This window comes from Mycobacterium sp. SMC-13 (assembly GCF_045311035.1).
Taxonomy (GTDB): Bacteria; Actinomycetota; Actinomycetes; order Mycobacteriales; family Mycobacteriaceae; genus Mycobacterium.
In genome coordinates this window covers 133,199-146,675 of sequence record NZ_JBJIAI010000002.1, presented here as the reverse complement: position 1 = coordinate 146,675, position 13,477 = coordinate 133,199, and the positions used below count along the sequence as shown (strand labels likewise).

General features: G+C 60.8%; 30 protein-coding genes. All 30 read left to right on the top strand.

From position 1 onward, the window contains the following. Nucleotides 1–52: 52 nt before the first annotated feature. The 30 genes from ACJH6I_RS03825 (at nucleotide 53) to ACJH6I_RS03680 (ending at nucleotide 13,467) form a co-directional block, all read left to right on the top strand. Nucleotides 53–313: a hypothetical protein gene (locus ACJH6I_RS03825; protein WP_406783793.1), complete on the top strand. Its 261-nt coding sequence runs from the start codon at nucleotides 53–55 to the stop codon at nucleotides 311–313. Next, nucleotides 310–537 carry a hypothetical protein gene (locus ACJH6I_RS03820; RefSeq protein ID WP_406783792.1) on the top strand — a complete coding sequence of 76 codons (228 nt, stop codon included), beginning with the start codon at nucleotides 310–312 and terminating at the stop codon, nucleotides 535–537. The genes ACJH6I_RS03825 and ACJH6I_RS03820 overlap by 4 nt, the downstream gene beginning before the upstream one ends. After that, on the top strand, nucleotides 534–710 hold the full coding sequence (locus ACJH6I_RS03815) for a hypothetical protein (protein ID WP_226518938.1): 177 nt from the start codon (nucleotides 534–536) through the stop codon (nucleotides 708–710). Before ACJH6I_RS03820 ends, ACJH6I_RS03815 begins: the two co-directional genes overlap by 4 nt. Further along, nucleotides 707–919 carry a hypothetical protein gene (locus ACJH6I_RS03810; RefSeq protein ID WP_406783791.1) on the top strand — a complete coding sequence of 71 codons (213 nt, stop codon included), beginning with the start codon at nucleotides 707–709 and terminating at the stop codon, nucleotides 917–919. The genes ACJH6I_RS03815 and ACJH6I_RS03810 overlap by 4 nt, the downstream gene beginning before the upstream one ends. Then, entirely contained in the window at nucleotides 916–1,059 is a 144-nt protein-coding gene (locus ACJH6I_RS03805; RefSeq protein WP_406783790.1) for a hypothetical protein, read from the top strand. Before ACJH6I_RS03810 ends, ACJH6I_RS03805 begins: the two co-directional genes overlap by 4 nt. Nucleotides 1,060–1,253: 194 nt before the next feature. Continuing rightward, nucleotides 1,254–1,472 carry a hypothetical protein gene (locus ACJH6I_RS03800; RefSeq protein ID WP_406783789.1) on the top strand — a complete coding sequence of 73 codons (219 nt, stop codon included), beginning with the start codon at nucleotides 1,254–1,256 and terminating at the stop codon, nucleotides 1,470–1,472. 24 nt (nucleotides 1,473–1,496) lie between these two features. After that, complete coding sequence (locus tag ACJH6I_RS03795; RefSeq protein WP_043984944.1) at nucleotides 1,497–1,721, top strand: hypothetical protein; 225 nt, start codon at nucleotides 1,497–1,499, stop codon at nucleotides 1,719–1,721. 360 nt (nucleotides 1,722–2,081) lie between these two features. Next, entirely contained in the window at nucleotides 2,082–2,324 is a 243-nt protein-coding gene (locus ACJH6I_RS03790; RefSeq protein WP_406783788.1) for a hypothetical protein, read from the top strand. Next, nucleotides 2,321–3,499: a PE-PPE domain-containing protein gene (locus tag ACJH6I_RS03785; protein ID WP_406783787.1), complete on the top strand. Its 1,179-nt coding sequence runs from the start codon at nucleotides 2,321–2,323 to the stop codon at nucleotides 3,497–3,499. The genes ACJH6I_RS03790 and ACJH6I_RS03785 overlap by 4 nt, the downstream gene beginning before the upstream one ends. Beyond that, entirely contained in the window at nucleotides 3,496–3,813 is a 318-nt protein-coding gene (locus ACJH6I_RS03780) for a hypothetical protein (protein ID WP_406783786.1), read from the top strand. The genes ACJH6I_RS03785 and ACJH6I_RS03780 overlap by 4 nt, the downstream gene beginning before the upstream one ends. Nucleotides 3,814–3,815: 2 nt before the next feature. Next, complete coding sequence (locus tag ACJH6I_RS03775; protein WP_406783785.1) at nucleotides 3,816–3,941, top strand: hypothetical protein; 126 nt, start codon at nucleotides 3,816–3,818, stop codon at nucleotides 3,939–3,941. Continuing rightward, nucleotides 3,938–4,279 (top strand): hypothetical protein, encoded by a 342-nt coding sequence (locus tag ACJH6I_RS03770; RefSeq protein WP_406783784.1) that lies wholly within the window; start codon nucleotides 3,938–3,940, stop codon nucleotides 4,277–4,279. Before ACJH6I_RS03775 ends, ACJH6I_RS03770 begins: the two co-directional genes overlap by 4 nt. Nucleotides 4,280–4,388: 109 nt before the next feature. Further along, complete coding sequence (locus tag ACJH6I_RS03765; protein ID WP_406783783.1) at nucleotides 4,389–5,126, top strand: hypothetical protein; 738 nt, start codon at nucleotides 4,389–4,391, stop codon at nucleotides 5,124–5,126. 247 nt (nucleotides 5,127–5,373) lie between these two features. Continuing rightward, on the top strand, nucleotides 5,374–5,700 hold the full coding sequence (locus ACJH6I_RS03760) for a WhiB family transcriptional regulator (protein ID WP_406783782.1): 327 nt from the start codon (nucleotides 5,374–5,376) through the stop codon (nucleotides 5,698–5,700). Continuing rightward, a complete protein-coding gene (locus tag ACJH6I_RS03755; RefSeq protein ID WP_406783781.1) occupies nucleotides 5,697–5,912 on the top strand; it encodes a hypothetical protein in 216 nt (71 codons plus the stop codon). The genes ACJH6I_RS03760 and ACJH6I_RS03755 overlap by 4 nt, the downstream gene beginning before the upstream one ends. A gap of 676 nt (nucleotides 5,913–6,588) precedes the next feature. Then, a complete protein-coding gene (locus ACJH6I_RS03750) occupies nucleotides 6,589–6,777 on the top strand; it encodes a hypothetical protein (protein WP_406783780.1) in 189 nt (62 codons plus the stop codon). Next, nucleotides 6,774–7,172 carry a hypothetical protein gene (locus ACJH6I_RS03745; protein WP_406783779.1) on the top strand — a complete coding sequence of 133 codons (399 nt, stop codon included), beginning with the start codon at nucleotides 6,774–6,776 and terminating at the stop codon, nucleotides 7,170–7,172. Before ACJH6I_RS03750 ends, ACJH6I_RS03745 begins: the two co-directional genes overlap by 4 nt. Before the next feature lie 136 nt (nucleotides 7,173–7,308). Next, entirely contained in the window at nucleotides 7,309–7,818 is a 510-nt protein-coding gene (locus ACJH6I_RS03740; RefSeq protein WP_406783844.1) for an HNH endonuclease signature motif containing protein, read from the top strand. A gap of 64 nt (nucleotides 7,819–7,882) precedes the next feature. Then, entirely contained in the window at nucleotides 7,883–8,710 is an 828-nt protein-coding gene (locus tag ACJH6I_RS03735; RefSeq protein WP_406783778.1) for a lambda exonuclease family protein, read from the top strand. After that, entirely contained in the window at nucleotides 8,707–9,132 is a 426-nt protein-coding gene (locus tag ACJH6I_RS03730) for a hypothetical protein (protein WP_406783777.1), read from the top strand. Before ACJH6I_RS03735 ends, ACJH6I_RS03730 begins: the two co-directional genes overlap by 4 nt. Further along, nucleotides 9,129–9,701, top strand: coding sequence for a hypothetical protein (locus ACJH6I_RS03725; RefSeq protein ID WP_406783776.1), 573 nt, complete (start codon nucleotides 9,129–9,131; stop codon nucleotides 9,699–9,701). Before ACJH6I_RS03730 ends, ACJH6I_RS03725 begins: the two co-directional genes overlap by 4 nt. Beyond that, the gene (locus ACJH6I_RS03720) at nucleotides 9,698–10,033 is read left to right on the top strand and encodes a hypothetical protein (protein WP_406783775.1); all 336 of its coding nucleotides are present in this window, start codon (nucleotides 9,698–9,700) and stop codon (nucleotides 10,031–10,033) included. The genes ACJH6I_RS03725 and ACJH6I_RS03720 overlap by 4 nt, the downstream gene beginning before the upstream one ends. Then, nucleotides 10,030–10,230, top strand: coding sequence for a hypothetical protein (locus ACJH6I_RS03715; RefSeq protein ID WP_406783774.1), 201 nt, complete (start codon nucleotides 10,030–10,032; stop codon nucleotides 10,228–10,230). The genes ACJH6I_RS03720 and ACJH6I_RS03715 overlap by 4 nt, the downstream gene beginning before the upstream one ends. Nucleotides 10,231–10,459: 229 nt before the next feature. Further along, nucleotides 10,460–10,876 carry a WhiB family transcriptional regulator gene (locus ACJH6I_RS03710; protein WP_406783773.1) on the top strand — a complete coding sequence of 139 codons (417 nt, stop codon included), beginning with the start codon at nucleotides 10,460–10,462 and terminating at the stop codon, nucleotides 10,874–10,876. Next, nucleotides 10,873–11,064, top strand: a complete 192-nt coding sequence (locus ACJH6I_RS03705; RefSeq protein ID WP_406783772.1) for a hypothetical protein — start codon at nucleotides 10,873–10,875, stop codon at nucleotides 11,062–11,064. The genes ACJH6I_RS03710 and ACJH6I_RS03705 overlap by 4 nt, the downstream gene beginning before the upstream one ends. Then, nucleotides 11,061–11,288, top strand: coding sequence for a hypothetical protein (locus ACJH6I_RS03700; protein WP_406783771.1), 228 nt, complete (start codon nucleotides 11,061–11,063; stop codon nucleotides 11,286–11,288). Before ACJH6I_RS03705 ends, ACJH6I_RS03700 begins: the two co-directional genes overlap by 4 nt. Further along, nucleotides 11,281–11,607 carry a hypothetical protein gene (locus ACJH6I_RS03695; protein WP_406783770.1) on the top strand — a complete coding sequence of 109 codons (327 nt, stop codon included), beginning with the start codon at nucleotides 11,281–11,283 and terminating at the stop codon, nucleotides 11,605–11,607. Before ACJH6I_RS03700 ends, ACJH6I_RS03695 begins: the two co-directional genes overlap by 8 nt. Then, the gene (locus tag ACJH6I_RS03690) at nucleotides 11,600–11,995 is read left to right on the top strand and encodes a hypothetical protein (protein ID WP_406783769.1); all 396 of its coding nucleotides are present in this window, start codon (nucleotides 11,600–11,602) and stop codon (nucleotides 11,993–11,995) included. Before ACJH6I_RS03695 ends, ACJH6I_RS03690 begins: the two co-directional genes overlap by 8 nt. After that, nucleotides 11,996–12,964, top strand: coding sequence for a hypothetical protein (locus tag ACJH6I_RS03685; RefSeq protein ID WP_406783768.1), 969 nt, complete (start codon nucleotides 11,996–11,998; stop codon nucleotides 12,962–12,964). Beyond that, nucleotides 12,961–13,467, top strand: a complete 507-nt coding sequence (locus ACJH6I_RS03680) for a hypothetical protein (RefSeq protein ID WP_406783767.1) — start codon at nucleotides 12,961–12,963, stop codon at nucleotides 13,465–13,467. The genes ACJH6I_RS03685 and ACJH6I_RS03680 overlap by 4 nt, the downstream gene beginning before the upstream one ends. Nucleotides 13,468–13,477 lie beyond the last annotated feature (10 nt).

Genomic DNA, 13,477 nt, shown 5'->3' with positions numbered 1-13,477 from the left:
TCACCCCGAAACCGAAACCCCCTGTATACGTGTCGAAACCGAGGAGCAAGCCGTGAAGACATTTTCGCTGGAGGAGTACGCGGACGCCGTTCGTGGCTCGCATGACCCGGTCGATGTGTTGTGGTTGGAGCGGCAGTTCCGTAAGGGTGGCCGGCTGGAGGGTCTGGCGTTCAAGTCGGGCCGTAAGTGGCGGGGGACTGCCGACCAGATCGACGCGGCTATCGAGCGGTTGACGCCGAAACCAGTTGCTGTTCCGAGCGTTCCGTCGACGTCGGGGATGTGCAAGACGACGCAGCGGAGGTTGTCCGCGTGAACTCGTCTGTGTTGCCGTGGATTAAGAAGACGGTGTTTGCGCACACGGAGTCGGATCAGTGTGTTGCTGATCGTGAGCGTCTTGAGCATGAGTGTGCGGTGTTGCGTGAGGAGAACGCTGAGTTGCGTTGCCGCATCGAGGAGCTTGAGGCGTCGGTTGAGTTTCATTCGGAGCAGCGGCTTCAGGCGATTGCGCGGGCTGGTATCGAGCGGGTGCGGTCATGAGCACTCTTCAGCAGGCGGTGTTCTGGTCGGCCGTTGTGGGTTTGTTCGTCCTGGCTGCGTTCTGTTTGGCGTCTGAGGCGTTGCGGGCGGCTAACTCTCAGCTTCGTCGGAGTTTGTCGGTTCTGGATGATCCGGGCGACGATCACCCCGAAGACGACTGGGCGGCATCATGAGCGAGGACGAATGGTTCGCTGAGCATCCGTGGCTGAATCGCGAGTGGTGGTTGTCGATCGATCACACCAACTGCGCCCAGTACCCCGATCAGTTCAACTTCAACTTCGACGCACCGGCATACCAGCGCTGCGGAAGTATGCATTGCCCTAAGTGCAACAAGGCAACTGGAGCGCAAGGGCATCGAGATTGCGCGGAGGCTGCATCATGAGCGCCGAGCTCACGCGCGGCGATTTGGTTGAGCGGATCATGTTCGCCGTTGATGGCTACCGGTTCGGCGAATGGTCACTCGCCGACGCAGGTGCCCGCATCCTCAAGCTGATTGAGCAGAACCCCGAGGCCGCATTATGATCCGCCGGCTTCGTTACGTCCTAACCATTGTCCGTGATCTGTCCATGATCCTTTGTCCTGCTTCGGCTTCGGTGCGTGCTGAGGTTGTTGCTCGTCGGGCTGCTGATCGTTTGACCGAGCGTGAGGCTGCCGTGGACGTCACGGAGCCGTGGAGTTTTCCTGCCGCTGGGGTTGCGGCGGGAAGTGGCCCCGAGGTGAGTGCACCCCCGATCGCGCCCACCTCGGGGCATCCCGTCGAGGAGCTGGTCGAGTTCCATCACGTCGCATCCATCACTGGTGACGGCATCTACTGCGCGTGTCATCGCCGGTCGAAGAGTTTCCATCAGCACGCGAAGCATGTGGCCGGGTTTGTCCTGGCGATGGTTGAGGCGGATGTGCGTATCGCTGCTGCCACCAACAAGTTTCAGAAGTAGCGGTTCGATCCCAAGGAGTCACGCGTGGCACTTCATCCGTCAACCCAGCACCTGATCGACCTGTTCGATTTCGACCACCTGCCGCCGCACCTGCAAGACGTCAGTAGAGAGCTCGCCGAGGTCGCTGCGTTCATGGTCGGCGTTCTCGGCGAGGGTCCCGAGCTGACCACCGGACTACGGAAGCTGCTGGAGGCCAAGGACTGCTTCGTTCGGCAAGCCGTAATCGACGCGCGCAAAAAGACCAGCTGATTCGGCAACGCCGACCACAAGTTTCAGAAGTAGGTCGGTCCGCGCCGGATTGCCCCCGACGCGGACCGGTTGACAAGAGAAAGAGATTCGCATGCCAGAGAGCAGTTTACCTGTAAAGCCAACCATTGAGGCAACTGTCGGCATAGACGCCGAGGGTTGCTACACGGAGTCTGCTGATTACCTACGTGGGGTGGATCGGCTTCGGGTGACGTACCGGCCCGGTCGCGTGTTCGATTGGGGTGGGCGGTCGCCGGCCACTGTGGTGGTGTGTATCGGTAACGCCTCGTGGGCCTTGACGCCAGAGGTGTGGGCCGCGATCAATAGCGCTGTCCAGCAGGTCGTTCCGGCTGAGGTGTCCGCATGAGCCTGCCCGATGGCGTCACCGTCTATGAGACGGACATCAACACCTACATCTGGGTGCGCGACGACGATGAACGTGTCCTGATCCATGCCGAGCTGTTCCCGATTCCTTGTTTTGGTTGGACGGTGCACGCGATCGACGAGGCGGGTGTCCAGTCGCGTCATTCCGTGCCTGAGGGTCGGATGGATCGGTTCGCGGCTGATTGGTGCGGCCGGGTGCTGGGGTCGGCGGTGACAGCATGACCACCACCAATCGTCTTCTCGCGTGTGTCGCTGCCGGTGCTGTCCTGGCTGCTGGTTCGTCTATCCCTGCTCGTGCTGAGACTGTGTTTGTTCCTGGTACTGGTGGAACTCGCCCTCATGCGGCGGCGACGATTGGTCTGGGTTGGTTGGATGGCGGCCGTTACGGTACGGACCCGGCGTTGTGCTTGTGTGACAGCTCGCAGTATCCGGCGCTTCTTGGTCCTGGTGTGGGTGATAAGTCTCTTGCGACGGGCCGTGATTCGTTGGTGGAGTTTCTGGTTGCGCATCCTGAGGTTGATCAGGTTACGGGTGGTTCTCAGGGCTCGATGGTGATTTACCGGGCACTGTCGGATCCGAGGTTGGCTGGCCGGCGGTTGTCGGTGCGGTTGTATTCGAATCCTGACACGCCTGGTACTGGTGGGACAGCTCGTTTCCCTGGTCAGCAGATACCCACGACGGGTGTCACGGGCGGCACACCACAGCAGCCGACGGATCCGAACATGGACATCACGTCGATCTCGCATGAGTGGGACCCGGTTGCGTACTTCCCGAAATACGCATGGACATGGGCGTTTACGTTGCCTGCCGCTGCTGCCGGGTTCATTGCGTATCACGGTGCGACTGGTGGCCCGTATGGCGCGATGGGCATCAACTATGACGGCGCTGAGGTGACGACAACCGGCAACCTGACGGTCATCAAACTGCGTGACCCGTTCACCCCGTACGGACAGCTCGCAGTCATCGCAGCCACCATGGTTGGTGGTCCACAAGCTGGGCATGTTGTCGGCACGTTGATCAAGCCGGTCGATGACATTGCTGCCGGGTTCCTCAAGTTGGGCGGCCAGGACGTACCGGGTGCGGCAACGTTCGCGCCGGCGCCACAGGTTGCGGTGAAACAGGTTCAGGGGCTGGTGGATTCGTTCGGTAAGGCGGCACGTGATTTCGCTGCGATTCCTCAGCGTCTTGCTGCTGGTCCGGTGAAGTCGCCGAAACCGACAGCTGTCCCGGCGATCAAACCAACCCTCGTTCCGGTCACCGCCACCAAACCGAAACCCCGCAAACCGTCCGCGAATCCGGTGCACGACACCATCAAAACCATCCAAGGTGCTGTCGCCAAAGCGCTGACTCCACCGAAACCCAAAGCCAAGCAACAGAAATCGGAGGGGGAGAAGTGAGCCAGACGACACGCGAAGAGCTGCTCGGTATCTGCCGCGACGGATTCGTTCCACAGGAGAAGTGGAACGATCGCGACTCGGCCCGTGCGCAGATGCAACTCGGACAGGCGTACGCACTCCTGAGTGCCGGGTGCGACTACTCGGTGCGACCTGAACGCGAAACACTTTGGGTCCGCATCGAGTACCGCGGATTCGACTGGTTCGAGGGCGGATACGACTACGACGAGCCCCGAGACGCGTACCTCGACCACAACGAGTTCTACCTGCCAACCCGCGAACGACTCACTCAGAATGCCGGAAGCGACTGGTACTGAACATGATCGATCCCCGCCTGATCTCCGTCGCCGATCAACTCGCAGCCCTCCACCGGATGACCGAAACCCAACGCGCCGACACCCTCGCCGCAATCCACCAGTCCTACACACCCGAGGTGCACGCATGAGAACCATCACCGCCATCGCCGCACTCACCGGCACACTCATGATCCCGGTCGTCGGGTTCTTCAACATCCCTGCCGCGCAGGCTGATTCGTTGACAGCGAAGGAGTACAGCTTCGTCACCGAATACGGCCAGTCGGTCATCTGCCCAGCCGTCGCGAAGTACCACAGCATCGGTGGTGTCGTCGGCGTCGTGAAAGGCGTCATGGACCAAGGGTTCACGGCCGAGGAATCGGTGACGGTGGTGAATTACAGCGTCGCCACGTTTTGTTCCGAGTGGTATCCGCTGCTGACGAAGACCGGCGAATACTTCCGCAACCAAGCCGGCGGGAGGGCGGTATGAGTAACAGAATCCCCAAGACCGTCCCACTGTCCGTCTATGTCGCAATGCTTCTCAGCACGCATCTCGGCTGGACCATCGGGACGCTGCTCTATCACTGGGTGGTGGGCAAATGAGCGGCGATGAGCGTCAGCGCGGTCTGTATGGGAAGTATCGCGTCGAGCGGGTTGACGGTAAGCAGAAGGGTCCGTACTTCGTTCTGGCGTACACCAGCGACCCGCACGCGGCGGCTGCACTTGAGTACTACGCCGCATCGTGCGCCGCCGAGTACCCGGAACTGGCTGCCGATCTGCGGAAAGCGTTGGGTATCAAGCCGTGTGACTGCGGCAATGAGGCGCATTCGTCGTGGTGTGATGACGACTGCGCGAGCCGATCACGAAACGCCGGTGCAGTCATGAGCGGCGATGTCGTAGCCAGAGCCAAAGCAGCACTCGATGCCACCAGATGCGCTGACGAGATGCAGGATTTCTTTCGGGTCGGCTTAGTGCGCGAGTTGATTGAAGAGCTGGAGATGCAGACAAGTCTTCAGGGGCTGTCCGTGCAAATCCCGGAGTATGGCGAGTGGGGGTCTGAGACCTTGCTGTGCCTGTTCCAAGACTTTGGGATTCAGCCAGGTGACGGCTACCAGGCTGCGTCGGCCAGGCAAGGTGACTTGCTCCGCTCACTCGCGGCCGCCAACGCCGAGGTCGAGAAGCTGCGCGGCGCACTCGAAACCATCAAGGCCATCACCACCGCAAGCGAACTGGCACACAAGATAGCGGTAGACCTGTGTGGCGGTACACCATCGCCTTTCACTGTTGTCGGAGCCGACATCTGGGCCGTCATCGAACGCACAGGGATCGAACCATGAGCGACCTCTGCCCAGGTTCGGGGACGCAACCCGCAGCAGCCGTTGATCGCGAGAAGACTTTCCGTCGCGGGAAGGTCATGATCGATTGCTACGGCACTTGCGGGTATTGCCGCCGCGACTACTACATCACCAGCAAGGGTGTTCTTCACGTTCACCGTGGTCTTCCGCTGCGTCCTGATGGCGGTTGCCCGTATCGCTGCTCGCCCGATTGTGATTTCAACTGCTACCACGAGCGAGAGGTTGAACCATGACCGCCGCCACAAGAGGCAACTACCAGCCTCCACACATCAGCGTCTCATTCACCCGACTCGCACCCATCCACGATCAGGAGTGGCGCGAGAACGCTGCCTGCCGAGGCAAAAACGTCAACAACTGGTACCCGCAAGCAACACCTGGGACTGGCCGGGAGGAACGTCAGCGGTCGTTGGAGGCCGGCGCGAAACTCGTCTGCCGTGGTTGCCCCGTGCGCCTCGAATGCCTACACCACGCCATCAACACGGGTGAGCGCTACGGCATCCACGGCGGCCTGAACTACCACGAACGCCTTGCACTGAAACGACGGGCAATCGCATGACCGAGACAACAACGTATTTCGATTCAATGCGCGCCAGTGTCGAACTGACTGAGTTGGATTCGCTGGACATCGTCACGACCGGTCGTGTGCGCGTGACATCAGATCACGACGCTGACGTTATCTGCTTGACGATCCCAGTCGACCTCGGCGTACTCGGCGGAGAAATCGCGGTCACGCTGCCACGCAAGGAAATCCGGGGCCACCTCACATGAATGACCCTTGCCCCGGATCGGGATACCAAATGTTCAAAACCGCACCCTCACGTGCTGGAGTCCGCTACCCATGCCCTCGCTGCCTACGCCTCCACGCCATCAACCGCGACGGGACTATCCGAGCCCACCAGAAGGTTACCCAATGACCGCGATAGCAACTGAACCGTGGCACGGCACACCAGGCGGCTACAGCAACCACAAGTGCCGATGCCCGAAATGCCGTGCAGCACAGAAGGCATATAGCTCCACCTGGTGGAAGAGAAGGGCCACAGAGGAAGGTGAGCTACCACCCGGCAGATGCGACCGTTGCGGCATCGACTACGACCGCTGCCCGCGATACCGCGGATCGGCAACATGCGTCGACTGCCACGACGTAGAGGTATCTATCGCCAAACTGGAGGCGTCGTGACAGACCGCACCGGCACTCTGTGGCCCGACGGATGGCACCTCGACAGCCGTCAGCTCGACGCACTCATGACCTACACCCAGCGCACCGGATCAACACTCGAATTCGAGGCCGCATGAGGTACATCCCGCCGCTCATCACCGTCCAATGCATCTGCGGCTGCTTCCTTGCCCACCACCACAACAGCACCCAGGCACCGTGCACCTACTGCGGATGCCGACAGTTCAACCCCGACTTCGCCCGCTATCCGATGGGAGCTATTCCGACCTCATGATGCACCCCAAAGTCGCAACAGCCATCGCCGAATTGGATGACGCGAGAACAACATTCCAGGACTTGGTCGATTCCGGTACCGCAACCCTCGAACAGACCGAACGCCTCAAGGATGTCGTCGCGCACATCAACGCCGCCATCATCGCCGCACCAGTCGTCATAGGAGCATCAGGGGTTGGCGCGTGAGTATCTACGCCTCCGAGACCGTCGCCGGTGCAGACGAAGACGACAACTACGACGGAACAGTCATCTCATACATCGAAGGCTGGTCCAACCACTACCCACACCAATTCCCAGATGGGGACGGTGCCGAAACGCCCGCCGCAATCTGTACAGGTTGGGTTGCCCCATTCTGCGTCCCCGGCAATCTCGAGCTGAGTGAGACCCCTGTCGATACCGACACCCACGTCGGCCCGTGGATGCGCTTGGACGTGTGCATGCAAACAGCGTCCGTATGGAACGGACCGCTTGAAATCGGGCCACGCAATGTGCATTCCGTTCTATTGGACGAGTCGGCTGTTTTGAAACTCCGAGACAACCTGAACGCGTGGCTGGATCGAACGAAGGTGCACCCCAAGTGATGAACGACACCTGGGAGCGTCACGAAGCCCGCATGGCACGAGACGCCGAATGGGAGCCCGGCTACTGGCAGAACAAGTCACCTGACGTCATAGGCGACCCCGAAGACGCACGCGACGAAGATCGGCCAGGGTGGAGATGAGCGCTCGACGAATCAACGGCCCCGCTGACGTGAGGTTTTGGGCCAAGGTCAACAAGTCCGGTCCGGTCCCGCAGTGCAACCCCCAATTACAGGAGTGCTGGGAGTGGACGGCATCAATCGCCGCCGATGGCTACGGCATGTTCCGGATGAATGGCAGGACCCACAAGGCACACAGAATTTCGTACGAGTTCACCCACGGTGCCATACCCGATGGCAAATGCATCGACCATCGCTGCCGGAACAGGGCTTGCGTCCGACCTGATCACCTGAGGCTCGTAAGCAAGCGGCAGAACAGCCAGCACCGCGACTTGGATGGACACAATTCATCCGGATATCGCGGGGTGTCCTGGCATAAAGCCAGCCAGAGGTGGTCGGTGTACGCCACCCGCGAGGGAAAGCGTTTCTACGGTGGCTATTTCGCAGACATTGGCGATGCCGAACAGGCAGCGCGTGCACTGAGGAACAGCATTTTCACGCACAACGACTTGGACAGGATCGTTCGATGACGCTAATCCACGACTGGGAAGACGACGCCCGAGAAGCCGACAGAGACGAACGGAGACAACACACATGGCACTGATCACCTTCCCGGACGTCGAACAGCGGTCGGACGAGTGGTACAACCAGCGTCGCGGCCTGGTCACCGCATCGGTTGTCGGCAACCTGCTTTCGATCGGCCGGCGGACTGCGATCGACTACGACTGCCCGAAGTGCGGCGCGAAGGCTACGAACGACTGCCTGAGCCTGCGCGACCCGAGCAAGACCGTCCAGTCGATGCACCCCGAACGCACAGCCTATGCCAAGAGCCAGCCGTCACCGCTCATCATCGAACCCGCGAGCAACGACACATCGCGAACCCTCACAATGCTTCTCGCGGCCGAACGCATCACCGGATACACCGAGCCCACGTTCGTCAACGATGACATGCAGAGGGGCATCGATGAAGAGCCTAGAGCGTGCGACAAGTACAGCGAGCACTACGCCGAGGTGTCGTACACGGGCTTCATGGTTCGCGACGACTGGGGATTCCGCATCGGGTACTCACCTGATGGGCTGGTCGGTGATGACGGCTTGATTGAAGTGAAGGCCCCACGCCAGAAATCGCACCTAGCAACGATTCTCGCTGACGGTGTGCCGACCGAGTACATGGCGCAAATCCAATGCGGCCTACTCGTATCCGGCCGCAAATGGTGTGACTTCATCAGCTGGTCCGGTGGTATGCCGATGCTGGTGAGACGTGTTCGCCCGTCGCTGAATTGGTCCGACGCCATCATCAAGGCCGTGCATCAATTCGAGGCCAACGCCATCGAGATCATGCGCCTGTACGACGAGGCAACCGTGAACATGCCGATGACCGAACGCAATCCGATGATCACGGGGGAGCTGAAACTCGCATGAATCACCCGGCTCACATATTTAAGTTCTCTCGCAATTGGTCTGGCGGCAAACGCCTCTGCGGAACATGCCATCTGACCTACGACCAGGGCGACCACATCCACTTCGCCGTCCTGGAGCCGTACACCTCCTACGTATGCCCAAAGGGTGGCGGCTACGGGCACAGCAGCGTGTGGTCAGGCAGCCAGGCCTGTCCCGAACTCCGTTCTCCCCTAGACGAGTTCTGCATCTGCGGCGAGAAATTCGTCAAAGAGGACACCGAGGAGTGGTTGCTGTCCTGGCAGATGAAAGACCCAATCACCGGATGTTGGCGGCCGGTACAACGTCGCGGCACTAAGCACTCGACTCATCAGCAACGCGACGGGCTGCTGACCATGCCGGACGAAATCTCGAATGTGCAGCTAGTGAAGGTGGGCGCAAAGTGAAGATCACCGCAGAACCACGCAGCGACCAGCTCAACGCTGATGATTTCGTCGGCAGCGCAATGACGTACACGATCACAGGCGTCAAAGTTGGTACAGCAGAACAGAAGTACGACATCGCCTTAGCAGAAGTGTCGGGTCGCGTGTGGCGTCCACCGTTGACTGTGCTGCGACTGCTGATCGCGGCTTGGGGTGACGAAGCCGCGAACTGGACGGGCAGGCGAGTCACCCTGTACCGCGATGAGACGGTTCGCTTCGGCTCCGATGCGGTCGGCGGAATCAGGGTGTCGCACATGAGTCATCTTCCGACCGGCGACAAACCGTTCACCGTGAAGCTGACATCTACGCGGGGGAGACGCGCAAGCCACACCGTCGAACCGCTTGTGACCCTGCCTGCGATCACTGATGACGATGCGCTGGATTTTGGGCGTGCGATCAGTGAGGCCGCAACAGTGGATGAGTTGAACAAGGTTGGGGCCGAGTTGAAGGCGCGTGATTTGGGTGGTCATCGGGGCGTGTTGCAGGCGGCGTGGACGGCCAGAAACAACGAACTGAAGGGGACGGCAGGGTGAGCGAGCAGTCGGCCCGCGATGTGATCTCTCAAGTGCTGCGATGCGCAGGTGTTCTCTTGCCCAACGACTACACACCCGCCTGGAACTATGACCGCAAGCTGGATGAGCTGGCCACCGAGATCGACACGGCGCTAGGTGGACTCACGGACCAATGGGGCGTGGTGATCGACTACCCGCCGCGACCAGAAGACGACTACCCCGGCGCGGTCGTAACCCTCGACACCTACACGCTCCGAGAGGCCGCCGAAATCGTAAAGCGCGACAAGTATTCCGAGGACTGCTACGAGGTGCGTCACCGTTGGGTGTCTGGATGGAACGAAGCGCCGCAATGAATCTCACCCATCCCGATAGTCCCGACGTCAAAGCCGCCCTCGAAACCAAATGCCGACACTGCAGCGTCGCGATCGTCTACCTCGAACAGATCGAACAGTGGTGGCACACGGTCGGACCAATCAAATACCGGGGCTGCCGAGACAAGACCGGACACCTCACCGGCAAAGGACACGCAGAACCCGAGGAGAAGCAATGAACGCAACAGAAGACGGCGATGAACCAGTCGGTGAAGCGCCCGAGGTTCAGCCCAGATTCACTGACGTGCACAAGGTCAGCGTCTACATGGCTCAGTGCACCCGATGCGGGCGTAATCATCCCTGCTCACACTCACACCCCGAGATCGCAATCACCTGTGCCATGATCCAACGCGGCTGGGCCAAAACTAGCTCCGAACTGGTTTGCGACATCTGCCTAGCCGGTGTCGCATGAACACTCCCTACCCGCGCACCCAACCCAACATCATCGGCAACTTCACCCACGCCCCCGAATGGATGACCGAAGCCGTCTGCGCACAAGTTGATCCCGAGTTGTTCCATCCCAAAAAGGGCGGCCTGACAAGCGAAGCCAAACGCATATGCGCCGGATGCCCCGTCGCCGCACAGTGCCTCGACTATGCACTGAACCTCGGCTACGGCGCCACCGGCATATGGGGCGGAACCTCAACCGCTGAGTGTCGGGAAATCCTAGGCCGCAAACAAGTTCCCCGACATCTGACCGAAGCTGAATCACAGGAAGTCGCCGACCTCGTCGCAGCGGGTGTGAGCTATTCCGAGATCGGGAGGCGGCTCGGCTTCCCACGCCAGACCATCCGCCAACACGCACTCCACCGAGTCGCCTCATGACCGTCTGGATCATCAACCAACGCACCGGCGGCAAAACCGGACCATTCGACACCTACGTCGAAGCCGCAGAGTTCCGCAAGAACGTCCTACGCCCACGCCTGGACCCCAACCAGCCATGCCCGTTCGCCATCCGCGGCGACCAGCCACCAGTGCTCGATGAGGACGCGCTATTCGAGGTGGCCCCATGAGCAACCCCTGCGGAGTACCCACCGGCGACACCCGACTAGACCACGGCAAGCGCGTCGAATGCGCTGACCTCGGCCACCCGGGCGTCACCTTCAACGACTGGCTCGACCGCACCTGGTGCCTATGCGGCGACACGTCCTACTCCGGCCGCCTCGACACCGTCGACAAGCACCTCGCCTGCTGCGGCGGACCACTCGACAGATACAAGGAGAAGCGAGATGCCTGACGATTCCGGCGTCGTCCCCGAATGGTGGACGACGCACGCGCACAATCCTGACCGCGGACTACCTGGTGGTGTCTTCGCTAGCACGGACTTCCGCGGCGATCCCATCACGACTCCAACGGATCACCGGATGCTCTGGAAAGTCCGCGATGACCTACTGGCCGCGCCACCGTATCTACGAGCCACGTTCGAGCTACTGAACGACTACCTCGACGCGAACTGCCAACACCACTGGGTCTACTACAAGGAAGAGGCCGGCTACTGCGAGGCCCATCGACAGTGCACCTGGTGCAACGACGTTGTGGTGATGGCTGATGACTGACGACCGCGACATCCTCGACCGGGCACGCGAATGGCTTGAGTCCTGGCCTGGACCGCTCAAGTTGGTTGGCGGAAGTCGGGCGCAACAGTCAGTGCCAGACGCCCACAATGCCGCCCCCGAACTGGTGCGTGAAATGGCCGAGGAGATCGGATTGCAGCGCGCCCAACTGGCGGTATGTCGTGACCAGTACAACCGCGTCGTCGCCGAAAACGAACGCCTGCGCGAGTCAGCCTCGCACTGGGAAGGACTCTGGCACCAAGACGTCGAAACCGCCGCCACAGCACTCAGGGAACGCGACCAAGCACTCGCCGAGGTGGAGCGGTTACGGGGGAATCAGCGCGTCGAGGAACTAGAGCCGTGGTTGGGCAAATGCAAAGGAAGTGACTAGGTGGCCCGGATCAGAAACATCAAGCCGAGATTCTGGGATTCGCCAGATACCGCGAAGGCCGATCTTGCCCCGCGCCTGTTGTTCATGGCGATGTGGAATTGGGCCGATGACTCTGGACGGGGGACTGCGAACCTCAAAGAGTTGGAGGCGTTCGCGTTTCCGAATGACACCGTCACATCACTGCCCAGGCGCATCTGCGCAAATTGCGCGGCAAGCGGCGCAAATTCCGCGGGTAGCTGCGGAACTTGGCGGAGCTTTGGACACGTCCTCGCGGAAGTGCAGAAATGCTACGGCGTCGTTTTCTACCGCGTTGTTTGCCGGAACTACTTCGTGATCCCCAGTTTTAAGGTCCATCAGTCGAAGGACTTTAAGCCCAACTCGGGTTTTCCCGGCCCTGACGAAGGTGAAATATGGGACCTGACTAGGGATTTCCCGGATTACATCTGCTCGCCCTGTGACTCGTCTGCGCAAATTGCGCAGCCAGTCGCGGAAGATCGGCTATTAGCTGCGGAGAATCGCCCCCTGGATAGGGATAAGGATGGGGATAGGGATTGGGATGAACCCCGTCCCCCAGTACGTACGGAACAACAGACCGCGCGCGCGAACGACGGCCGGGGGAAAGCGCTCGCGGTTATGCGGGAAGCCAACCTCACTGCGCGATCCGTCGACGCGTACCGCATCGCCGAAGCCTTCAGCGCATCGCTGCCCGTTCCAATCGAAGACGGACTCCTAGCGGGCATCGGGACGCAGATCGACAAGTGCCTCAAGCGAGATATCCCGCCGCAAGCCATCGCCGCCGGCCTCAAGGCATGGACAGACAGCGACTCCTGGTCACCCACCCAGATACCCAACTTCGTCCACAAGGCCAACAACCGAAGACCCGCCAACGGCGTGGGCAAGCCCACCGAAAAAGCCCTCGGCTACGACGCAGCCCTCAATGAACTACTCCAGGAAGTCCAAACACTGTGAACGTCAACGCAACACAGGAAGAACTCGAAGCCATCGCCGAAGTTCTCAAGCTGGCGGCCATCCTCGATGACCGCGCACCAAAGGCCGACAAGGCGCGAATCGTCGCATGGGCTGAGCAGATTCACCCACGCAAGCTCTGCACCGATGACCTCCTGGCGGGTCTTCAGTCGTACTACGACAGCCCGTCCGAGCGCGCTATGCAGATCGGTGACTTGATCCACCACGCCAAGACGGCACGCCAGATTCGTACCAGCCGGGAAAGCGCCGCCGAGCGCGAACGGCGTGAGGACGCTCGTGACGAAGCCCTGAAGCCACGTGCCGAAGAAACCCACGCCATCGCATCCGGTGTCGTGTTCGGGCCGGTGCCGCACACGGATCGCCTCGCCGCTGCACGGGATGGGCTTCACACGTGTGTCGACCGCAAGACGGCAATGGCAGCCATCCGCGAGTACCACGCCGCCAAGCGTGAGGCACGCAAAGAAGCCGCCCGGAGCCGCCGCTGAGCCACCAGAA